18 protein-coding genes are annotated in these 20,948 nt (G+C 65.3%); 13 read left to right on the forward strand and 5 right to left on the reverse strand.

Annotated features, from left to right (window positions below):
• The first annotated feature begins 473 nt into the window (after window positions 1–473).
• The 6 genes from P9236_RS16910 to P9236_RS16935 all read left to right on the forward strand — a co-directional run bounded on the left by P9236_RS16910 (window position 474) and on the right by P9236_RS16935 (window position 6,907).
• Window positions 474–1,700, forward strand: a complete 1,227-nt coding sequence (locus P9236_RS16910; protein WP_278075781.1) for an anion transporter — start codon at window positions 474–476, stop codon at window positions 1,698–1,700.
• A 207-nt stretch (window positions 1,701–1,907) separates the two neighbouring features.
• Complete coding sequence (locus P9236_RS16915; protein ID WP_278075782.1) at window positions 1,908–2,921, forward strand: LacI family DNA-binding transcriptional regulator; 1,014 nt, start codon at window positions 1,908–1,910, stop codon at window positions 2,919–2,921.
• The gene (locus tag P9236_RS16920) at window positions 2,918–4,435 is read left to right on the forward strand and encodes a sugar ABC transporter ATP-binding protein (protein ID WP_278075783.1); all 1,518 of its coding nucleotides are present in this window, start codon (window positions 2,918–2,920) and stop codon (window positions 4,433–4,435) included. Before P9236_RS16915 ends, P9236_RS16920 begins: the two co-directional genes overlap by 4 nt.
• A complete protein-coding gene (locus tag P9236_RS16925; RefSeq protein WP_278075784.1) occupies window positions 4,435–5,505 on the forward strand; it encodes an ABC transporter permease in 1,071 nt (356 codons plus the stop codon). Before P9236_RS16920 ends, P9236_RS16925 begins: the two co-directional genes overlap by 1 nt.
• Before the next feature lie 73 nt (window positions 5,506–5,578).
• The gene (locus P9236_RS16930; RefSeq protein ID WP_278075785.1) at window positions 5,579–6,565 is read left to right on the forward strand and encodes a substrate-binding domain-containing protein; all 987 of its coding nucleotides are present in this window, start codon (window positions 5,579–5,581) and stop codon (window positions 6,563–6,565) included.
• A 108-nt stretch (window positions 6,566–6,673) separates the two neighbouring features.
• The gene (locus P9236_RS16935) at window positions 6,674–6,907 is read left to right on the forward strand and encodes a hypothetical protein (RefSeq protein WP_278075786.1); all 234 of its coding nucleotides are present in this window, start codon (window positions 6,674–6,676) and stop codon (window positions 6,905–6,907) included.
• 205 nt (window positions 6,908–7,112) lie between these two features.
• Here P9236_RS16935 and P9236_RS16940 read toward each other — a convergent pair whose 3' ends face one another.
• From P9236_RS16940 to cyoA, 5 genes are all read right to left on the reverse strand, one after another.
• Window positions 7,113–8,135: an aminopeptidase gene (locus P9236_RS16940; RefSeq protein ID WP_278075875.1), complete on the reverse strand. Its 1,023-nt coding sequence runs from the start codon at window positions 8,133–8,135 to the stop codon at window positions 7,113–7,115.
• Window positions 8,136–8,421: 286 nt separating this feature from the next.
• Entirely contained in the window at window positions 8,422–8,832 is a 411-nt protein-coding gene (gene cyoD / locus P9236_RS16945; RefSeq protein ID WP_278075787.1) for a cytochrome o ubiquinol oxidase subunit IV, read from the reverse strand.
• Window positions 8,829–9,518, reverse strand: a complete 690-nt coding sequence (locus tag P9236_RS16950; RefSeq protein WP_278075788.1) for a cytochrome c oxidase subunit 3 — start codon at window positions 9,516–9,518, stop codon at window positions 8,829–8,831. Before P9236_RS16950 ends, cyoD begins: the two co-directional genes overlap by 4 nt.
• A complete protein-coding gene (cyoB, locus tag P9236_RS16955; protein ID WP_278075789.1) occupies window positions 9,515–11,518 on the reverse strand; it encodes a cytochrome o ubiquinol oxidase subunit I in 2,004 nt (667 codons plus the stop codon). Before cyoB ends, P9236_RS16950 begins: the two co-directional genes overlap by 4 nt.
• A gap of 2 nt (window positions 11,519–11,520) precedes the next feature.
• Complete coding sequence (cyoA, locus tag P9236_RS16960) at window positions 11,521–12,420, reverse strand: ubiquinol oxidase subunit II (RefSeq protein ID WP_278075790.1); 900 nt, start codon at window positions 12,418–12,420, stop codon at window positions 11,521–11,523.
• Between the two features lie 583 nt (window positions 12,421–13,003).
• On the opposite strand from cyoA, the gene P9236_RS16965 reads away from it, so the two are divergent.
• From P9236_RS16965 to P9236_RS16995, 7 genes are all read left to right on the forward strand, one after another.
• A complete protein-coding gene (locus P9236_RS16965; RefSeq protein ID WP_278075876.1) occupies window positions 13,004–13,603 on the forward strand; it encodes a LysE family transporter in 600 nt (199 codons plus the stop codon).
• 150 nt (window positions 13,604–13,753) lie between these two features.
• Window positions 13,754–14,179: a nuclear transport factor 2 family protein gene (locus P9236_RS16970; RefSeq protein WP_278075791.1), complete on the forward strand. Its 426-nt coding sequence runs from the start codon at window positions 13,754–13,756 to the stop codon at window positions 14,177–14,179.
• An 81-nt stretch (window positions 14,180–14,260) separates the two neighbouring features.
• Window positions 14,261–16,345 (forward strand): ABC transporter ATP-binding protein/permease, encoded by a 2,085-nt coding sequence (locus tag P9236_RS16975; RefSeq protein ID WP_278075792.1) that lies wholly within the window; start codon window positions 14,261–14,263, stop codon window positions 16,343–16,345.
• Between the two features lie 203 nt (window positions 16,346–16,548).
• Window positions 16,549–17,313 carry a Stf0 family sulfotransferase gene (locus P9236_RS16980; RefSeq protein ID WP_278075793.1) on the forward strand — a complete coding sequence of 255 codons (765 nt, stop codon included), beginning with the start codon at window positions 16,549–16,551 and terminating at the stop codon, window positions 17,311–17,313.
• Between the two features lie 368 nt (window positions 17,314–17,681).
• Window positions 17,682–19,184, forward strand: a complete 1,503-nt coding sequence (locus tag P9236_RS16985) for a polysaccharide biosynthesis/export family protein (protein WP_278075794.1) — start codon at window positions 17,682–17,684, stop codon at window positions 19,182–19,184.
• Window positions 19,185–19,223: 39 nt separating this feature from the next.
• The gene (locus P9236_RS16990) at window positions 19,224–20,000 is read left to right on the forward strand and encodes a hypothetical protein (RefSeq protein ID WP_278075795.1); all 777 of its coding nucleotides are present in this window, start codon (window positions 19,224–19,226) and stop codon (window positions 19,998–20,000) included.
• Between the two features lie 433 nt (window positions 20,001–20,433).
• Window positions 20,434–20,778 carry a hypothetical protein gene (locus P9236_RS16995; protein WP_278075796.1) on the forward strand — a complete coding sequence of 115 codons (345 nt, stop codon included), beginning with the start codon at window positions 20,434–20,436 and terminating at the stop codon, window positions 20,776–20,778.
• Window positions 20,779–20,948: the final 170 nt, after the last annotated feature.

Consider the following 20,948-nt stretch of genomic DNA (forward strand, 5'->3'; position numbering starts at 1 on the left):
CGGCCGCTTGCGGGCCGGCCCGTCTGCAAACTCCCTGAAACGAGACCAGTCAGGTGTTCCGGCCGTCCCGTCCGGCGCATTCCACGCAGACGGCGCTGTGGCCTGGACAACTCAGCCGGTGCGTCCCTTCCGGGCAGCAGTGGCCGTTGGAACTGGCCCAGCGCGCGCAAACGAAGACTTTCTTGGCGCCATGGCAGCGCCGGCATTCCGTAGAAGGCATCAGATTCTCCTTAGCCGAGACATGATGCTCCCCTTCAACGACCGTGTTCATCCGTTTAGTCCCCAACGCCTTGGATTGTCGGTCCGGTATTTTCGGAAACATTACATTAGCCATTAGAGATATAAAAGCTCTCGGGCGGATGACGAAAGTTTCAACAGCCGCCGCTTTCCCTTTGCGCCACCCTTGCTAAAGGTGGTGCCACAAGAGCCCCGGGAAAATTCCGCCGGGCAGGGTGAGCGGGGAACATCTGGCAATGACATGGACGGGCGCCGGCGCGCTTTTCATCCTGGTAACCACCTATGCCGGCGTGGCCGTCGGGCGCATTCCGGGCCTCAGGCTCGACCGTGCCGGCATCGCTCTGCTCGGCGGAGCCGCCATGATCGCCATCGGCGCGATCGGCATCGATGACGCCTACCGCGCCATCAATTTCGACACCATCACCCTCTTGCTCGGCATGATGATCGTGGTGGCGCATCTGAAGGTGTCCGGCGCCTTCCGCGCGCTTGGCGGTTTCGCCATCGAGCACGCGCACGCACCGTTCATGCTCTTGATCATGGTGACGCTTCTGACCGGCGTGCTCTCCGCCTTCCTGGTCAATGACGCAATCTGCTTGGTGATGGCGCCGATCGTCGTCCACGTCACCCGCGTCATCCGGCGCAACCCGGTTCCCTATCTCATCGCCACCTGCACGGCTTCCAACTGCGGCAGCGTCGCCACCATCACCGGCAATCCGCAGAACATGGTGATCGGCGCGCTGTCGGGCATTTCCTATCCGGCCTTCACTGCGGCACTTGCACCAGTCGCGCTGTTTAGCCTTGTTGCCGTCATCGTCATCGTGCGCATCGTCTATCGCGCCGAATTCTCCCGCCCCACGGAACTCAGCCCCGAGGTCTATCGCGGCCGCATGCTGCCGGGACAGGTGCTGAAGGCGACCATCGTCTGCGTGGCGCTGGCGGTCGCTTTCTTCGCCGGCGTGCCGGTCGCCAAGGCGGCGCTGATCGCCGGAGCGTTTCTGCTCGTTACCCGCGCGATCAAGCCGCACCGCATCTATCGCGAGATCGACGGGCCGCTGCTGTTCATGTTCGCCGGCCTGTTCGTGGTGGTGGCGGGCGCCGAGCGCACGCTGCTCACCCCCGACATGATCGCCTGGGCGAAGACCATCGGCCTCGACGACGTCTGGCGGCTATCCGGCTTCACCGCCGTGCTTTCCAACATCATGAGCAATGTGCCGGCGGTGCTGGCGCTGAGGCCCTTCATCCCCGGCCTCGAAAATCCCGAGCGCGCCTGGCTGGTCGTGGCGATGAGCTCGACGCTCGCCGGCAATTTCACCCTGCTCGGTTCCGTCGCCAACCTCATCGTCGCCGAACAGGCGAAGGCGGCGGGCAAGGAGCTCTCCTTCATGGCCTTCTTCAAGGTCGGCGTGCCGCTGACCTTGCTGACGCTTCTCGCCGGCACGGCCTGGCTGGCTTTCACGTCGTAGCTGTCGAGGTTCTTCCGGCTTGGACAATTAAAAGCGACATCGCCTCAAAGGCCTCTCGTCGCAGTGCCAAAAAGAATTTCCACAACTCACCATCGAATCGATTGCGCAAACGTTTCGATGGCTCTATGGTCTCGCCAGATCCGCCGAAGAGCGGACGGGAAACGCAATCAAGGGAGGGGCGCTTGCGGGCACTCCGTTCGAGCCGCAATGCCGACAATGGCTGAGGTCGCGCGCCGCGCCGGCGTCTCGGTTTCGACGGTCTCGCATGTCGTCAACCGCACGCGCTTCGTCTCGCCCGAGAAAGCGCAACTGATTAACGACGCCATCGCCGCCATGGGCTACCAGCCCAATGAACTGGCGCGCTCACTGAAGGTCGCCTCGACCAACAGCGTCGGTCTCGCCATCTCGGCGATCTCCAACCCTTACTTCACCGACATCATCTGCGCGGTCGAAGCCGAATGCGCGCGCCTCGGCCTGATGGTGTTCCTGTCGGATACGCAGGAAGACCCGGACCGCGAGCTTCAGGTGGTGCGCGCCTTCCACCAGCGCCGCGTCGACGGCGTCATCCTGGCGCCGTCCGGCTCGCCGGAGCGCGCGATCGCCTATCTCGCCGAAAAGAAGCTGCCTTGCGTGCTCATCGACCGCTTCGCCGACGACCGCTTCGACCAGATAGGCGTCGAGAACGAGACGGCGATGCGGGCACTGATCGATCATGTCGCCTCCTTCGGCCACAGGCGCATCGGCTACATCGCCGGCCAGCCGGGGCTCGCTACCACGCGCGAGCGCGTCGACGCCTTCCGCGCTTCGCTTGCCGCCAATGGACTTGAGTGCCTGCCGCACTATGTCTCGCCGGAGAATGTCGACACGGCGAGCGCCACGGCATCGACGCATACGATCCTGTCGCTGCCCACGCCGCCCACCGCATTGGTCACCGGCAACAACATGACGACGATCGGGGCAGTCCGTGCCATCCGCGAGAAGGGTCTTTCGATCCCGCGCGACCTCTCGCTGGTCGGCTTCGACGATTTCGAATGGGCTGACTGTTTCGAGCCCAGGCTGACGCTGGTCGAGCAGCCCTGCACCGAGATCGGCAGGCAGGCGGCTGCGTTGCTCAGCGAGCGCATCGCATCGAGCGACGCGGCACCCCACGCCGTGCGGCTGCAAGCGAGGCTGCAGGCGCGGGAATCCTGCGCGAGGCCGGCGCTGATGAGGTCTGCATGAGCGCGCCCCTGCTTTCCGTCACTGGCGCCGTAAAACATTTCGGCGGCGTGCAGGCGCTGCGCGGTGTCGACTTCGACCTGAAGGCCGGCGAAATCCACGCGCTGCTCGGCGAGAACGGCGCCGGCAAGTCGACGCTGATGAACCTGCTGTCGGGCGTCCACACGCCGGATGAGGGCGAGATCCGCATCGACGGCAAGCAGGTCACCTTCAGCAATCCGCGCGAGGCGCAGGCCGCCGGCATCGCCACGATCTTCCAGGAACTAGACCTTGTTCCCTCGCTCGATGTGGCGGCGAACCTTTTCCTCGGCCGCGAGCTGATGCGGCCGGGCGGCATGCTCGATGTGCCGGCCATGCGCCGCGAGGCAAAACAGCGGCTGGAGGCGATCGAACTCGCCATCGACCCGGCGCGGCTCGTCGCCGACCTATCGATCGGCCAGCGCCAGGTGGTGGCGATCGTCAAGGCGCTGTCCTATGCCTCGCGCGTGCTGATCATGGACGAGCCGACGGCGGCGCTCACCGTCGGCGAGGTCGAGCGCCTGTTCGACATCATGAGGAAGCTCGCCGCCAGCGGCGTCGGCATCGTCTACATCTCGCACCGGCTGGAGGAAGTGCCCGGCATCGCCGACCGCGTCACGGTGATGCGCGACGGCCGCGTCGCAGGCATCACCGAGCCGCATGCGCCGCAGGCCGAGCTGGTGCGCCTCCTGGTCGGGCGGCCGCTGGACGAGCTCTATCCCGAGCGCGCGAAGAGCGCCGGCAAGACGCTGCTCAGCCTTAAGGACGCAAGCTTCAGGCTCACCCGCGAAAGCGCCGGCTGGCAGCCGCCGAGCGGCATCTCGCTCGAGGTCAGGGAAGGCGAGATCGTCGGCCTGGCCGGCATCATGGGGGCTGGGCGCACCGAGCTGCTTTCCGCGCTCTACGGCACCGGCCTTGCCGGCCGCTGGCAGGGCGAGGTGGCGGTCGACGGCCGACCTGTGAAGCTCGAATCCATCCGCGCCGCGCGCAAGGCCGGCATCGCTTTCGTCACCGACGACCGGCGCGGCAGCGGCCTGATGCTGAGGATGGCGGTCGGCCTCAACCTGGTGATGTCGGTGATCCGCCGCATCTCGCCGGCCGGCCTGATGTCGTCGCGCCGCCAGGCCGAGGCCGTGCGGCAGTCCTTCGGTCAGTTCGACATCCGCCCGAAGAACCCGGACATCGCCGTCGGCGCGCTGTCCGGCGGCAACCAGCAGAAGGTGGTGCTGGCCAAGGAAATCCTCGGTAATCCGCGCCTCCTGCTACTCGACGAGCCGACGCGCGGCGTCGATGTCGGTGCCAAGGGCGAGATTTACGCGCGGCTGAGAGCCCTTGCGGCGCAGGGGCTGGGCATACTGGTCGCGTCGAGCGAGATGCCGGAGCTGATCGGGCTTTGCGACCGGATCGTGGTGCTGCGCCAGGGGCGCAATGTGGCGGAATTCAACGGCGGCATCGACGAGCACACCGTGCTTGCCGCGGCAAACGGCAGGGAGGCCTGATGTCGGACCAGAAGATTTCGGTGGCGGCCAGCCCGGCGGGTTCAAGCCCGGCGGCGCCCGCCGCGCAAAAGCACCGCGTCGATCCGCTGGCGATCATCGTGCGCTTCCAGAGCCTGATCGGCCTGGTGCTGGTGGCGATCGGCGGCGTCATCTTCTCGCCGAGGCGCCATGGCGAGATCCTGTTCCTCAATCCCGACAACATCGCCAACATCGTGCGCGCCGTGTCGGAGACCGGCATCATCGCCATCGGCATGACCTTCGTCATCATCACCGCCGGCATCGATCTGTCGGTGGGCGCGGTGCTTGGCCTCTCCGCCGTCGTCACCGCCACCATGATGATCTCCGGCGGCTTCGGCCTCATCGCTACCATCTTGGCCGTGCTCGTCATGGGCACCGTCTTTGGCATTGTCCAGGGCACGATTTCCACACGCTTTCGGCTGGAGCCCTTCATCGTCACGCTCGCCGGTCTGCAGGCGGCGCGAGGCCTCGCGCTGGTCGTTTCCGGCAACCAGTACATCAATATTTCCTATGGCGACGGACCGGGTCTCGCGCCGCCGGTGTTCGCGGTGCTGGGCGAGCGCCTGTTCGACAACACCGTGCCGGTGGCGACCATCGTCTTCATCATTTTCGCGGCCATCGCCACGCTGGTGCTCAACACCACGCGCTTCGGCCGCTATGTCTATGCCGTCGGCGGCAACGAGCGCGCCGCGCGCATTTCCGGCGTGCCGGTGTCGATGGTGAAGGTCTCGGTCTACGCCATCACCGGCTTTGCCTCAGCCCTTGCCGGCATCGTCCATGCCGGCCAGTTCAACTTCGGCAGCGCCAATGACGGCATGGGCTACGAGCTCACCGCGATCGCGGCCGTGGTCATCGGCGGCACCAGCTTGTTCGGCGGCGCCGGCTCGATGGTCGGCACCGTGGCCGGCACCATCATGCTGGGCGCTCTCGCCAACATCCTTCAGCTCAACAACATCACCCCCGCCATGCAGCTGCTCGCGACCGCCGCGATCATCGTGCTCGCGGCAGTGCTTCAATCCCTCGTTCGCCGCCGCGAGGGTTTGGGACGATAGGAGGTCGGCGGCAGCATCCCGAAAGAGCAACCAAAGGTCTGGCACCCCGAGCCGGACGAGGAGGAGACTGAGTATGAGAACCACACTGAGAGGATCGCGCGTCCTTCGGGTCGCGCTTCTTGCGAGCGCCGGCCTGTGCATTGCAGGCGCCGCGCAGGCGGCGGACCCGATGGTGAAGGCCTGCGCCAAGGACGGCCAGTTCGTCATCGGCTTTTCGCAGGCCAACAATGCCGAGCCCTATCGCCAGCACGTCAATGACGAGCTGACGGCGGCGGCCAAGGAAGTGCCCGGCTTCACGCTGCAGATCGCCGACGGCGCCGGAAACGTCAACACACAGACCTCGCAGGTCGACAACTTCATCACCCAGAAGGTCGACCTTCTCTTGATCTCGCCATTCGAGGCCGCCCCGCTGACGCCTGCCGTGAAGCGCGCCATGGATGCCGGCATCCCGGTCATCGAGCTCGACCGCAAGACGGTGGGTGACCCCGGCAAGGACTACACGGCCTTCATCGGCGGCGACAATTTCAAGATCGCCGAGGAAGCCGGCAAGTACACGGCATCGAAGCTTTTGCCCGATGGCGGCGAGGCGGCGGTGCTGGAAGGCCTGCCGAGCTCGACCCCGGCGGTGGAGCGCTTGAACGGCTTCAAGGAAGGCGTGAAGGCCAATGCCAAGATCCAGATCGTCGCCGAGCAGGCCGCCGACTGGGTTCCGGATAAAGCCCAGACCGCCTTTTCCGCCATGCTCCAGGCGCATCCCGACATCAAGGTGCTCTATGCCTCGAACGACATGATGGCCGCGGGCGCGTTGCTCGCCGCCAAGGGCGCCGGCAAGGACGTCAAGATCATCGGCACCGACGGCCTGCCAGGTCCCGCCGGCGGCATCGAGGCCGTCGCAAAGGGTGATTGGGCGGCTACATTCACCTATCCGACGGGCGCCAAGGAAGCGATCGACATGGCAAAGAAGATCCTGCTCGACTGCGCGACCTCCGTTGAGCCGACCGTGACGGTGGACACCACCGCGATCACGCCGGAGAACGCCAAGGCGATGGCGGGGAAATAGGCGCCGCCCTGCAAATCGAAGCCGTAGTGACAAGGCCCCCGTGCGGGGCCTTGTTTTTGTTTTTAGGCCCGGCTAAGCCGCCGCTCAATCAACCGAAGGACGACATCTGTGAGCGAACCCACCGTGGCCCAAGCGACCGAAAGCATCTACGCCTCGCTCAAAGCGGACAATGCCGACATCGACGCGCATATCGCGGCGCTGAAGGCGGCGCTGGCGCGGGAGGGGATAAAAGAGGCGGTGTTCGATCCGGCCAGGCTGGTGCAGAACAACCGTGCGGGCCGCAAGCTGATGCAGGCTTATTTCCGGCAGCGCGGCGTTACCGTTACGTTTTCGAGCCAGTAGGGCAAAGCCCGGACGGTGTTGCAAAGGCCCTGCAAGGGGCCTTTTTGGTTTTTCAGGCCCGGAACGACCTCGCGTGGCGGCCCAGGGGCAATCGCATATGGCAGCGCCGAGACGGAGAGGGGGAGCGCCTTATGCGATTGCGCTCGCGTGGCTGCCCAAGCCGGCATCGGCCGATGCTTGCGATGATCGCTGCCTTCTCGTCATGTCAGTTGCACGTCGCCGCGGTCTTCAGCGCGTCCGCACGCGAAGAGGCGGGCAAGACGCCGATCCGCCGAACAGCAGCATAAAACTTCGGATAATCGCCACCGCACAAGTCGAACAGGTGAAGAAACGCCGGAACCTGTTCGCCGTAGACGGCGGTCGCGGCGAGCTTTGCGTTGTTGATCGGGCTATTGAACCAGGCATCGTAGCCCCGGTATCCGGCCCATCGCGTGTCGCGCATGTGGCGGTAGCGCATCCGTAGCCTGTCGATCGTGGCTGCCTTGGCGGCTGCCATCTGCCGCAGGCTACGGGGGCTGCCATAGACCTGCCGCAACTCGTCCCGGGTTTTCGAAATCAGTCCGAGAAAATCGGCGCTGCGCTTGCGATTGGCTTCGTAGCGGCGCAATCCGGCGCGATTGCCGGTGGCGCGGAGCCATTTCCTGACGCCGCTGGTTTCGACCGAAACCGCGAAAGCCTCGTTGAAGGCAGAATCGTTGTTCACATAGATTTTCTGATGCGCCAGTTCATGAAAGACAAGGCTGGCGATATAGGTGTCGTCCTGGCGAAGCATGGTGTTGAGCAGCGGGTCGCTGAACCAGCCCAGCGTGGAATAGGCGGTGACGCCTGACACATAGACGTCCAGCCCCTGTCGCTGCAGCTCGGCAGCGCTTTCAGCCGCGGATTTTTGCGAAAAGTAGCCCCGATATGGAACGCAGCCGAAGACCGGAAAGCACCATGTTATCGGCGTGAGCGAAAATTGCGGCGCGGCAAAAACGGCAAAGGTCACATTGTCCCGGCCGACGTCGACATAGCTGCGGTAGCTGCTGTTATCGGGCAGCGCCAACTCGTCCGTGGCAAAGCGGCGTATGGCGCTCGCCGACGTCAACTTCGCGCGCAATGCCTCCGGCGTTGAAGGATCGCGGATCAGCTTCCCCACATTTTTTCGCGCGGCCATGATCTCGACATGGCCCTCAATCGATTGCGCGTAATAGGAAACACTGGTGCACCCGGTGAGGCCGGACGCCATGATCACAGCAGCGAGCAATCGAAAAACGCGCCTCACAGCTTGCCCACCGCCTGCTCATCTCCCCATGGAGCAGATGCCCCGTTTGCGCCGGAGTCTCAAGCAGGCGCGCCAATTTTCGTCAAGGGCCGGAGGGGCAGGGGCCGACTTTGGCGGGGTTGGCGATGCGGCCATTCGCCTGCCCTCACGGGCGTTGTTTGTGTTTCGCGGAAATGCCGAACTGCTCGAACTGTTTGTTTTTACGCAACGCCGGACGGAAAACCGTGGACATGGTTTTCCCGGCACTGCTCTAAGGCATCATCTCGGCCTGGTGGGCGCTCATCGGCGCCATGTTCACGCTGAGATGGGCCATGATCCAGACCGAGCCGATCACGACGAGCGCGACGATCAGCACGCCGAAGGCGAGCGCGAGCACGTTGTTGGTGTTGTCGGGCCCGGTGGTTATGTGCAGGAAGAAGACGAGGTGCACGCCCATCTGCGCAATGGCCAGCACCACCAGCGCCGAGATCACCGCCGGCTGGTAGATCAGGCCGGTTTGCGCGGCAAGGAATGAGGCGATGGTCAACAGGATCGCCAGGCCGAAGCCGAGCAGATAGCCGGACAGCCCTCCCGCCAGCTCGTGCTCGGTGATGCTCTCTTCGCCCGGTGCCGAATCGCGGCGGTCGAGCAATTCGTCGGTCCGGCTGTCGATTTCACTCATGGCGATGCTCCCAGGAGATAAACCAGCGTGAAGATGGCGATCCAGATGATGTCGAGCGCGTGCCAGAACAGGCCAAAGCAGTGGAGCCGCCGCAACAGCTCCGGACGGAAGCCCTTCACCCAAAGCTGCGCCATCATGGTGCCGAGCCAGAGCAGGCCGAGCCCGACATGGGTGCCGTGGCAGCCGACGAGGGCAAAGAAGGCGGAGAGGAAGGCGCTGCGCGAAGGGCCTGCCTGCTCGTTCGCCATCGCCGCGAATTCCTGCACCTCGAGGAACAGGAAGGCAGCGCCGAGCAGGCCGGTGACGAGCAGCCAGAACTGGGTTGCGGCCATCGAGCGGCGGTGGGTCGCGAGCGTCGCAAGACCGCCGGTGAAACTCGATGTGAGCAGAAGCCCCGTCTGCGCCGCGACGCGGGTGAGCTCGAACAGCTCCTTGCCGGTCGGCCCGCCGGCGGTTGCCTTGGACAGCACCGCGAAGGCGGCGAAGAAGGCCGAGAACATGATGATGTCGGACAACAGGAAGATCCAGAAGCCGTAGGCGACCGTGACGAATTTCGAGGCCGGGCCGCCCTGGCCATGGCCTGTCGCCGGAAACAGGCCATGCCCGTGTCCGCCGTGATCATGTCCGCCGGACTGTCCGGGTCGGTAGGGTTCGCGGATTGCGCTGCCGGCCGTGATGTCGCTCATGCCACGCGCTCCCGTCTGCGCATCCAGGCAAGCTGCGCCGCCTTGCCGTCGCGGTCGAGGCGCTCGACCTGGTCGGCGGGGATCTCGTAGTCGCCATGCTCGCGCCAGGCGAAGACGACGAAGGTGATGTAGGCGCCGATGAAGCCGACGATCGCCAGCCACCAGATGTGCCAGATCAGCGCGAAGCCGATCAGCGTGCTGAAGAAGGCGGCGACGAAGCCCGTCGGGCTGTTGCGCGGCATCTCGACCGGCTCATAGCTTTCGTCTTCGGCCGGGCCTTGCCCCTCGATGGCCCGCTGCTTGAGGGTCCAGTAGGGCTCCTCGTTCTCGACATAAGGCAGGCGCGCATAGTTGAAGAATGGCGGCGGGGAGGACGTCGACCATTCCAGCGTGCGGCCGTCCCAAGGGTCGCCGGTCTCGTCGCGCAGCTCGTCGCGATGCCTGATCGAGACGACGAGCTGCGCGACCTGGCATGCCGCGCCGACGATCATCACCGCGATGCCGAAAGCCGCCACCACCAGCCACGGCGTCCACAGGTCCATGTCGATATGCTGGAGGCGGCGCGTCATGCCGAGCAGGCCGACGATATAGAGCGGCACGAAGACCAGCATGTAGCCGGCAAGCGTGAACCAGAACGCCGCTTTGCCCCAGCCCTCATGCAGGCGGAAGCCGAAGGCTTTCGGGAACCAGTAGGTCAAGCCGGCAAAGGCTGCGAACAGCACGCCCGAAATGATGACGTTGTGGAAGTGCGCCACGAGGAAAAGCGAATTGTGCAGCATGAAGTCGGCCGGCGGAACGGCAAGCAGCACACCGGTCATGCCGCCGATGACGAAGGTGGTGACGAAGGCCAGCGCCCACAGCATCGGCGTGTCGAAGCGCACGCGCCCGCCATACATGGTGAAGAGCCAGTTGTAGATCTTGACCCCGGTGCCGACGGCGATGACGGAGGTGGCGATGCCGAAGGCCGCGTTGACGTCGGCACCGGCGCCCATGGTGAAGAAGTGGTGCAGCCAGACCATGAAGGAGACGACGCAGATGAACATCGTCGCCGCCACCATCGAGCGGTAGCCGAACAGCGGCTTCGACGAGAAGGTCGAGAAGATCTCGGAATAGATGCCGAAGGCGGGCAGCACCAGGATGTAGACCTCTGGATGCCCCCAGGCCCAAATGAGGTTGACGAACATCATCTGGTTGCCGCCGGCTTCGTTGGTGAAGAAATGGAAGCCGAGATAGCGGTCGAGCGTGAGCATGGCGAGCGTGGCTGTGAGGATCGGGAAGGCCGCGACGATCAGCATGTTGGAGGCGAGCGAGGTCCAGCAGAACATCGGCATGTGCAGATAGCCCATGCCGGGCGCACGCATCTTGAGGATAGTCGTCGCCAGGTTGACGCCGGTGAGCAGTGTGCCGACGCCGGAGATCTGGATCGACCAGAGATAGTAGTCGACGCCGACGCCGGGCGAATAGGTGGTCTCCGACAGCGGCGCATAGGGCAGCCAGCCGGTGCGCGCGAACTCGCCGACGACGAGCGAGATGTTGACCAGCAGCGCGCCCGTCGCCGTCAGCCAGAAGCTGACCGAATTCAGCGTCGGGAAGGCGACGTCGCGGATGCCGAGCTGCAGCGGCACGACGAAATTCATCAGCCCGATGACGAAGGGCATTGCGGCGAAGAAGATCATAATCGTGCCGTGGGCCGAAAAGACCTGGTCGTAGTGCTCCGGCGGCAGGTAGCCCGGCCCGTGGATGGCCATCACCTGCTGGGTGCGCATCATGACGGCGTCGACGAAGCCGCGAAAAAGCATCAGCGCCGCCAGCACGATATACATGACGCCGATGCGCTTATGGTCGACCGAGGTTATCCACTCGTGCCAGAGATAGGGCCAGTAGCCTTTGACCGTAATCCAGATCAGTACCGCCGCCGCCGCGAGGAAGACGATGAGAGCGGCGCCCAGGGGAATGGGCTGATCGAAGGGAATGGCCGACCAGTCGAGCTTGCCGAGCATCGTCATCCTCCCACTTTGGGCTGTTGGGCCGCGGGCGGCGTTCCCGCCTTCGGCTCGGCCTTCGGGCTCACCTGCGCCTCGCCGGCAGCGGTCTCGGCCGGTCCCGGACCTGGCGGCAGCGTCTGGCGCACGATCGCGTCGAACAGGCCTGGCTGGACATGGCCGAAAGAGGATAGCGGCACGTTGATGCTTTGCCGGGCAAGCTCGCGATAGGCGCTGGCGTTGAGCACGCCGCCGCCGCCGTGCAGCGACGAGGCCCAGCTGGCGAAGGCGTCGGCCGGGATCGCCCGCACGCGGAAATTCATATCCGAGAAGCCGTCGCCGCTGAAATGCGCCGACAGGCCGAAATAGTCGCCCTCGCGGTCGGCCTGCAGATTGACCTCGGTCTGCATGCCGTTCATGACATAGACCATGCTGCCGAGCTGCGGCACGAAGAAGGTGTTCATCACGCTGGCCGAGGTCAGCTTGAAGCGCACCGGAACGCCGGCCGGGATGACCAGCTGGTTGACCGTCCCGACGCCCTGGTCGGGGTAGAGGAACAGCCATTTCCAGTCGAGCGCCACCACCTGGATGTCGAGCGGCGGTTGGCTGGAGGCGATCGGCTTGCGCGGATCGAGATGGTAGGAGCCGTAGTAGATCAACCCGCCAAGGAAGAGGATGGTGAGCGTCGGGATCGACCAGACGATCAGCTCGATGCGGCCCGAATAGGTGAAGCCTGGATCGTAGCGGGCGTTGCGGTTGGAGGCGCGGAACATCCAGGCAAACAAAAGCAGCGCCACCAGGGTCGGGATGACGATGACCAGCATGACCGCCAGCGAGTTGAGCAGGATCGTGCGGTTGCCCGCGCCGATCGGGCCTTGCGGGTCGAGCACGCCGCCCACGCAGCCGGAGAGCGTTGCCATCGCGGCTATCCAGAAGAGCGGGCGGCCTTGCCTGGATCTACCGAGCGAAAACACTGGAACGGATCATGCGGCGGGAAAGTGTCGGTAGGACGTGATGGCCGGCGGCACGGCGTCGGTGTTTGAGAAACTCGCCTCGGTCAGGGGCGCGCTCTGCGGCATCTTTCATCTGAAGTCTCCCCGGATGCAGACTTTGAGACACTTCCGCCAGACACCACTCAACTGCTGGACGGCGCACCTGACTTTGGCAGTTGCCGCTTGTTCCGCAGAGGTGGCTTTTGCCCGATGGCTGGACCGGCTGGGGAAAAGATAGGGCGCGCCTCCGGCCCGACCAGACGCCGTGTCCGCCAGACGCGCCGGCCGATGTCGCGACCGCTTCGGCCGTCAGCGCCGTTGGACGCCGCTCCGCATTTGGCAGGAATTGGAAGGAACGGTGCTCCTCTGGCCGATCGGTTCCGCCGCCGGGGTAGTGACAAGGCGCGCGGCGCGTGCATTGTGTTACTTGGAACCTGCACCGACCGGGGAGGAAACATTGTCCGAGCTCGCAACCATCCTGTCCATCCTTGGCGTTTTCCTGCTGGGCGCGATGAGCCCCGGGCCGAGCTTCGTCGTCGTCTCGCGCATCGCGGTGGCCGGCGAGCGCACCGACGGCCTGGCGGCGGCGATCGGCATGGGCATTGGCGGCTTCATCTTCGCCACCATCGCGGTCGCGGGCCTGACCGCGCTGCTCGTCCAGGTCGCCTGGCTGGACATTTTCCTGCGCATCGCCGGCGGCGCCTATCTGTTGTGGATCGGCATCAAGATCTGGCGCGGCGCCAACGAGCCGATCGAGATCGCCAACGATGCGTCGGCGCGCGCCGGCTCGTTCTGGCGGGCGCTGCGCCGCGCGCTTCTGGTGCAGCTCGCCAACCCGAAAACCGCGATCTTCTACGCCTCGATGTTCGCGGCCATGCTGCCGGCCTCGCCGCCGCTCTGGATGCTCTTCGTCCTGCCGCCACTGCTCTTTTGCAACGAATTCGTCTGGTACGCGGTCGTCGCCTTCGCCTTTTCCTCCAGTAAGCCGCGCTCGGCCTATCTCGGCACCAAGCACTGGATCGACCGCGCCGCCGGCGCCGTTGTCGGCGCGCTCGGCCTGAAGCTGATGTGGGAGGGCATGGCCGCCGCGCGCCGCGGCATCAGCGGATGAGGTGACGCCGGGCGGAGCGATGGGGCGAACCGGAAGGTTGCCGGGCAGGATCGATGACCTCGGTGAGGGGACGGCGCGCCCGCGCTGCCGGCGCGTCAACCCATCACCATAGGCAGGCCCATCCACCGCAGCAGGAAGGAGACACTGAGAATGGGCGCACCCTCACCGGAACTCTGCAACCTCTGGCTTGCGCGAGCCTTCAATGCACAGGACGTGGAAGCGGCGGCGGCGATGTACCATCCTGACGCCTCGATCGTGCAGGTGGACCAAGTCCATGGCGGCACGACGACCGCACGCGGCGCCGCCGGCATCCGCAAGACGATGTCGGCCTATATCGGTATGAAGCCGCATATGGACGTCGTCACCCATCACACGACGGTGTCGGGCGACTTCGCCATGACCCGCTCGCAATGGCTGATCCGCGGCACCGATGGCGGCGGCAAGCCGATCGAAGTGCACCATTACGACATGGAGGTGCACCGCAGGCTGCCCGACGGCACATGGGCCTTCTTTATCGACCACCCGTTCGGCGCCGATCCCGAGTGGGCCGTCGACGCGCCGCCCGCGACCCAATAGCGGCAGGTGGCCTGGCACGCCGCCCATTGGGTTCCGCATCGACACAGGAAACCTTCTGAACATTGAGCCGTTGTCGGCCTGATGGCAGAGGGTAAATCCAAACTGAAGCCGGCCGACGGGGCCAAAACAGACGATGCGCAGCGGTCGCGCCGGCGAAAGCCGCGCCCAAAAATGCTGCGCCCTGACGGGCACGAAAAAAAGCTGCGCTCAGAAAAGCAGCGCGAAGAGGAAGAGAAGGAATCCGCCGCCGAAGCCGCGCCGGAGGCCGTCGGTGAACCCGCGCCGCCACCGGATGCGGTCGAACCGGACCCGCAGCTCACCCCGCAACAGGCCGAGCAGGCGCGCAAGAGATACCTGCTGAAGCGTTTCTGGATCAGCGGGCGCGGCTACTGGGGCCGGCGTGGCGACAAGCTCGCCTTGCCGTTCACATTCGGGCTGCTGGTGCTGATCTGTGCCAATGTCGGCTTCCAGTACGGCATCAATGTCTGGAACCGCGCGTTTTTCGACGCCATCGAGCAGCGCGATGTCCACACCGTCTATACGCTCAGCGCCGTCTTCCTGCCGCTGGTCGCCGGCAGCATCAGCCTAGTCGTCGCGCAGGTCTATCTGCGCATGACGATCCAGCGCCGCTGGCGCTCCTGGCTGACCACGGCGGTCATCGCCCGCTGGCTCGCCAACGGCCGCTACTATCAGCTCAACCTTGTGGCCGGCGACCACACGAACCCCGAGGCGCGCATCTCGGAGGATCTGCGCATTGCCACCGAGTCGCCCGTCGATTTCATCGCCGGCGTCCTTTCCGCCTTCCTGGCGGCCTCGACTTTCATCGTCGTGCTGTGGACGATCGGCGGTGCGCTTACCCTGCCGCTCGACGGCTCGAATCTCACCATTCCCGGCTTCCTCGTCATCACGGCCGTGATCTATGCCGCCATCACTTCGACCTCGATGGTGGTGATCGGCCGCCATTTCGTGCAGCTTTCCGAAGAGAAGAACCAGACGGAAGCCGAATTCCGCTACGTGCTGACGCGCGTGCGCGAAAACGGCGAGAGCATCGCCCTGCTCGGCGGCGAGGAGGAGGAACGCAGCGGCATCGACAATACTTTCGGCCAGGTGCTGAGGCGATGGGCGCTGCTGACCGGACAGCACATGCGCACGGCGCTGGTCTCGCAGGGGTCGAGCCTGTTCGCGCCGGTGGTGCCGGTGCTGCTCTGCGCGCCGAAATTCCTCGAAGGCTCGATGTCGCTCGGCGAGGTGATGCAGGCGGCCTCCGCCTTCGCCATCGTGCAGGCCGCCTTCGGCTGGCTGGTCGACAATTATCCGCGTCTCGCCGACTGGAACGCATCGGCCCGCCGGATCGCCTCGCTGATGATGTCGCTCGACGGGCTGGAGCGCGCCGAAGAGAGCGAGGCCTTCGGGCGCATCAGGCACGGCAAGACGGAGAACGGCGCCATGCTCTCTCTCGACGATCTCTCCGTGACGCTCAACGACGGCACCGGCGTGGTCAAGGAAACGGAGGTCGAGATCGAGCCGGGCGAGCGGGTGCTGGTGGCCGGCGAATCCGGCACCGGCAAGTCGACGCTGGTGCGGGCGATCGCGGGGCTATGGCCATGGGGCGGCGGCAGCGTCAATTTCCACGCCGGCCGGCGGCTGTTCATGCTGCCGCAGCGCCCCTACATCCCCACCGGCTCGCTGCGCCGCGCGGTCGCCTATCCCGCCGCCGCCGACAACTGGACGATCAAGAAGATCAACGCCGCCCTCGACAAGGTGGGCCTCGACTACCTGAAGGACCGGCTGAAGGAAGAGGCGCCCTGGGACCAGACGCTTTCCGGCGGCGAAAAGCAGCGCCTCGCCTTCGCGCGCCTGCTTCTGCACTGCCCCGACATCGTCGTGCTGGACGAAGCGACCTCGGCCCTCGACGAGAAGAGCCAGGACAGGATGATGGAGACGGTGATCCACGCATTGCCGAAGGTCACCATCATCAGCGTGGCGCACCGTGCCGAGCTGGAAGCCTTTCACAGCCGCAAGATCACGCTGGAGCGGCGCGAGGGCGGGGCGAAGCTGGTCAGCGATGTGGAGCTCATGCCGAAGAAGCGGAGGCGCAATGTGTTCGAGCGCGCCCTGTGGGGAAGCGAGAGGCGGAACGGAGAGCGGCGTGGCGGCACGGGCTAAAGCATGTCTCCCGAAAGTGGGAACCGGTTTCGGGACAAAGACATGCGTAAAATCAAGAAACCTAAAGCGCAGGGAGCGAATCTGAAAGATCGCGACGCGCTTTAGCTGTCCGACCCCACGGACATCAAGGCAGTGGCCGACGCCTGTTGCCCGTTGAGCCGGCGCGTTTTTGCCGCTTTACTGGAAGCCCTCGAAAGGGGGTCATGTTGAAGGGCGTCGCGGTCCTGACCGAGGGAAGAAGCGGTTCGAGCTGGCTGGGAAGCCTCACGAATGCGACGGGCACCATGGGCTGTTCGGGCGAATGGCTCAAGTCGGCCTATTTGGGCCTGGAGCCTCGCAGCTACGATGTCCTTGAAGACGTGGTCATCAAGGAATCCTCGACCGAGAACGGCCGCTTCGCCATAAAAGTGTTTCCGCGCCATCTGATCTGGTCGAAGGGCAAATGCGGCAAGGATTTCCTGTTCGAGGTCAGAAGGAATAACGATCTCGGCTTCATCCTGCTCGAACGCCGTGATCGTCTTCGCCAGGCCATTTCCTTCTACCGCGCCAGCGCTTCGCTCTTGTGGACGAGCCGGCACGAGGGGGCCGGGACTCCTGTGCCCTACAGCTTTGCCGGTATCAGCCGGGCCTTCTTCCAGATCGAGCAGAGCTACGCATTCTGGCGGGCCTACCTGAGCCTTTCGCAATTGCCCTGCCGGAGGTTCGTCTACGAGGATCTCCAGCCGGACCCGCGGCCTTACGTCGAAGCTGTCGCCGAGTTGCTGGATGTTCCGGTTCCGGCAACGGTGGCGGTCTCCCAATACACGGTTCAGCGGGACGACCTCACCGAGGATTGGGTAGAGCGCTTTCGGCGGGAAGCCGCGGAGAAAGGCGCCATCGAAGCGATCGAGGATGCGCCGGTACCGCGCACGCTCGACAATCTGGCCCGTTTTGCAACCAAGCGGCCGCTCACAAGAAGGCGGTTTTGACGGCCTTCATCCGGATCCTGGACCCGGCCAAAGGAACTCCGAAGCTAGCCGCTGAGCGGGTGACGGGCGCCTTTAGCGCCCGCCGCAGCCACCGGCGACGGATCGATGACAGCTACGTTGAAAGGAGACAGCCCCTAAGCCTTTTTCAGTGCTTGGCGTGGCCGAGAGCGCTTTTCTATCATTGGCCCTTTGGTGGGCATCCAGCCCGCGCAGTTCACGGAGAATGAATAGCGGCTAAAGCATGTCCCCCGAAAGTGGGGACCGGTTTCGGGGACAAAGACATGCGTGAATCAGAAACCTGAAGCGCATGGAACGAATCTGAAAGATCGCGACGCGTTTTAGGGTCGCGCAGCCGGCGAGGTTCAGTGATGAATCAGGTGCAAAGTACCCAGTCAACTTGCCTCCATCGTGACTTCACCTCCCTCAGACGACGGTTTTTGAATCTGCTTCCTGGAATGTGCGGCCGGGGCGCCATGCTATGCCTCGTATGCCTCGTTCTGCTGCCGGGATTTCCGGCAAAGGCGCAGTCGGACGACAGACTGAGCCCGGGAGACAGGATCGAGCTGCGCGTCTGGCGTTGGACTGCTCTGCGCGACGGCGCCGTGGAAGGGTTGCAGCTCAACCGGAGTTTCAGCATCGACGCGACCGGCACGCTCGATCTTCCAAACATCGGCAGCATCGCAGCCGCGGGCCTGCGCGCCGACGAGCTGGCAAGGCTGATTGCCGACCGCCTGCAAGCCAGGAGCGGCGGACCCGAGCGGCCGGATACGACCGTCCAGCGCATGGTTCAGCCAGCCGCGGAAACGACAGCTTCCGTCGAGCCCACCGGCGACAAGGCGGCGCCCGAGCCGTCGGCGGTGGCCGAAGTCAACGGCAGTGCGTCGGCCCCGGAGCGCGCCGAGATCGAGAACGGGCCGGGCGCGGCAACGGTGAGCGAGCCCCCGATATCCGGGGAACTGGCCCCCAAGGCCGCGCAGGAACCGAGGCAAACCGCTCAGACCTTGCCCGGCGGGCATGAGGAGGAGACTTTGCGCCGCGAATTGGCGGCGGCACGAGCGGCGCTGGACGTCATGCAGCGCGGCGCGCGCGACGCAAGCGCGCAGGCACGCGCGGTGGCTGACACGGCGGCCAGGCAGGGACAGGCCCTTGAAGAGCAACGGCAAACGGCCGAAGCGCAGGCGCGCGACCTGGAGGCGGCGCGGCACGTCATCGAAGGCTTCAAGACCAAGGCCATCATCTGGAACAACCAGAAGGCCACGATGCTTAAGGCGCGGCATGCGGCGGACGCCTCCCAGGCCGCGGCCGACCAGGCGCTCGCCGAGGAGCGGCAAAAGGTCGAGCTCCTGGAACAGGAACTCGCCGCGTCCCGCCAAACCATCGGCGCTCTCGAGATGCGCGCGGATGAGGCTGCGGCCGGGCAGGCCGGCGCCATGAAGGACCGGCAGATGGCCGAGGCGGCAGCGAAGCAGGCCGGCGCCGCGCTGGCGCTGGAACGCCAGCGGGCGGACGCCGCCGCGCGTGATCTCGACGCCATGCGCAAGGAACGCGACGCTTCGCAGCAGGCCGCGGCGGCGTTGAGCGCAGCGCTGGAGCAAGAGCGTGAAAGGTCGATCGGCCTGGCCCGCGGCCTGAGCGCGGCGCGAGGGGCGCTCGACATCTTCAAGGCGCGTGCCCGCACGGTGAGCGTGAAGCGCGCGCCGAAAGCCCTGATCTCGCCGAGCCCGCTTGCAACTGCGTCGGGGCGCTCCGTGCGCAAGCAGCTTCAGAAGTCGGCCCAGCTCGATCAGGCGGCCTCTGATGTGGTGGCGACCATAGCTCTTCCCGCCGCATTGCTTCCGACGCGGCCACCGAAGCTCGATCCTCGCTGGTGAAGAGGGGAGCCGAAACCTGTGCCGCAGGAGAAATAGACCATGAAAAACTACCTCGCAGCCGCGCTGGCGATCGGCATCGCGACCGGGCCTGCCGCGGCTCTTGATGTCGGCGGCAAGGTCGGCGGTCTCGGAGTGAGCGCTGGAGTGAGCGCCGGTTCCGGCGGCGTCTCGGTGGGCGTGGGCGCGAGCGTCGATGGCGTCGGCGGGGCCAATGTCGGGACATCGGTCGGCACCGACGGATCGCTCGGCGCCGGCGTCAGCACCAGCGGCAATTTGAGTGGCGTGTCGGCCGGCGTCGGTGTCGACACGGGCGGAGGCGTGTCGGCCGGCGTCGGGGTCGACACAGGCGGAGGCGTCTCGACGGGCGTCGCTGCCGGCGACGATCCTTCCGCCGGATCGGCCGCGACCTCTCCCCGGAGCACCGCCGCGGTCACGCCGGCCACCGCCTTGGCCAAGACCACGCAGCAACCCGTCGCTCTGCCGCCCGTGCTGAGGCCCTCGAAAATCGCCAGCGGCGACCTGCGGCGGATCGCCCGGGGCTATCCCTTTGCGTTCCTGTCGCCGCTGCAAGCGATACCCGGCACCCCGGCCGCCGTGGTGCGCGCCTGCCGCGCGGCGATCACGGCTTCCGCCAAGCCCCTTGGCGCCGTGCGTGTCGACGTGGCCAGCGCCGGCCTCGTGCGCCAGCGTCGGGGCGGACTGACGGCGCCGATCGAGGTGCGCATAGACTACGACAGACAAGGCGGCATCGAAGTCCGCCAGGCGAAAGTCGGCTGTCGCCTCGATGCGGCGGGTAAGGTCACCGCGGTGAGATAGCGCCAGGCGGGCCGCCGGCTCGCGCCGCCATTCCATCAGCTCGACGATGTCTCCACTAAAGCATGTCTCCCGAAAGTGGGAACCGGTTTCGGGATAAAGACATGCGTAAAATCAAAACTTAAAGCGCACGGAGCGAATCTGAAAGATCGCGACGCGCTTTAGCCGGCGTCACGTCTCCGCTCGTGATGCCATCTCCGCACGGCTAGCGGTTTTGGCGCGTCGGAATGCTGCCGATGTCATCGAGCGGGATGAAGCCCCCTGCGTTCGATGACAACAGTTTTATGACAATGACCTCACTTTATCGCTCAAAAAAAGGTGTCGGAACGTCGGCGTGGTCGATGGGTTCTGCCCCCGTCGAACACAGTTCGACAGAGCCAAAACGTCGAACACAGTCCGACAAAGCCGAAACAAAAAACGGAATGGAGTATCTGCCATGCTTACGAAGATCCTCGCAGCCTCGGTTCTCGCCATCGGCCTTGCGACGCCGGCGCTGGCCCAGAATGCGAGCGCCGCCAACGCGGACGCCGGGGCAACTTCCGTGATCCACCACCCAAGGCACCATGCAAGAAAGACGGTGCACAATGCGGGAAAGGTAGTCGTTGATCCAGGCACCACCTCCAGTATCGGCGGTGGCGGCATGAGCTCGGATTATATGAATTCGAATGCCGATCAAAATTGCCCGGCAGGCCCACAGGGCGCAAGCGCGGACATACCCAACGCCAGCGGCAGGCCGCCGAAGGCGCCGACGACGGTGAACGGCCGCCATTGCGGCCAGTAACGGCACTGCGGCAAGCGAGGCGATGTGGCGCCAAGGCTGAAGCGGAGCTTGATCAAGCAGTGGTGCGAGAGGAGGGCAGGCACCATAGGCGGCGGGCGCGTTCCCTCGCCAGAAGTGGAAGGCAATCGCCGATGCTGCTCCCCCGCTCCGTCTCGGCGCGCAGCGCCGAG

The organism is Mesorhizobium sp. WSM4884 (assembly GCF_029625675.1).
Taxonomy (GTDB): Bacteria; Pseudomonadota; Alphaproteobacteria; order Rhizobiales; family Rhizobiaceae; genus Mesorhizobium.

Coding starts and splice junctions, on each gene's coding strand:
- P9236_RS16910 (WP_278075781.1), top strand. CDS start 474: ATGACATGGACGGGCGCCGGCGCGCTTTTCATCCTGGTAACCACCTAT.
- P9236_RS16915 (WP_278075782.1), top strand. CDS start 1,908: ATGCCGACAATGGCTGAGGTCGCGCGCCGCGCCGGCGTCTCGGTTTCG.
- P9236_RS16920 (WP_278075783.1), top strand. CDS start 2,918: ATGAGCGCGCCCCTGCTTTCCGTCACTGGCGCCGTAAAACATTTCGGC.
- P9236_RS16925 (WP_278075784.1), top strand. CDS start 4,435: ATGTCGGACCAGAAGATTTCGGTGGCGGCCAGCCCGGCGGGTTCAAGC.
- P9236_RS16930 (WP_278075785.1), top strand. CDS start 5,579: ATGAGAACCACACTGAGAGGATCGCGCGTCCTTCGGGTCGCGCTTCTT.
- P9236_RS16940 (WP_278075875.1), bottom strand. CDS start 8,135: ATGGCGTCCGGCCTCACCGGGTGCACCAGTGTTTCCTATTACGCGCAA.
- cyoD (WP_278075787.1), bottom strand. CDS start 8,832: ATGAGTGAAATCGACAGCCGGACCGACGAATTGCTCGACCGCCGCGAT.
- P9236_RS16950 (WP_278075788.1), bottom strand. CDS start 9,518: ATGAGCGACATCACGGCCGGCAGCGCAATCCGCGAACCCTACCGACCC.
- cyoB (WP_278075789.1), bottom strand. CDS start 11,518: ATGCTCGGCAAGCTCGACTGGTCGGCCATTCCCTTCGATCAGCCCATT.
- cyoA (WP_278075790.1), bottom strand. CDS start 12,420: ATGGCAACGCTCTCCGGCTGCGTGGGCGGCGTGCTCGACCCGCAAGGC.
- P9236_RS16965 (WP_278075876.1), top strand. CDS start 13,004: ATGAGCCCCGGGCCGAGCTTCGTCGTCGTCTCGCGCATCGCGGTGGCC.
- P9236_RS16970 (WP_278075791.1), top strand. CDS start 13,754: ATGGGCGCACCCTCACCGGAACTCTGCAACCTCTGGCTTGCGCGAGCC.
- P9236_RS16975 (WP_278075792.1), top strand. CDS start 14,261: ATGGCAGAGGGTAAATCCAAACTGAAGCCGGCCGACGGGGCCAAAACA.
- P9236_RS16980 (WP_278075793.1), top strand. CDS start 16,549: ATGTTGAAGGGCGTCGCGGTCCTGACCGAGGGAAGAAGCGGTTCGAGC.
- P9236_RS16985 (WP_278075794.1), top strand. CDS start 17,682: ATGAATCAGGTGCAAAGTACCCAGTCAACTTGCCTCCATCGTGACTTC.
- P9236_RS16990 (WP_278075795.1), top strand. CDS start 19,224: ATGAAAAACTACCTCGCAGCCGCGCTGGCGATCGGCATCGCGACCGGG.
- P9236_RS16995 (WP_278075796.1), top strand. CDS start 20,434: ATGCTTACGAAGATCCTCGCAGCCTCGGTTCTCGCCATCGGCCTTGCG.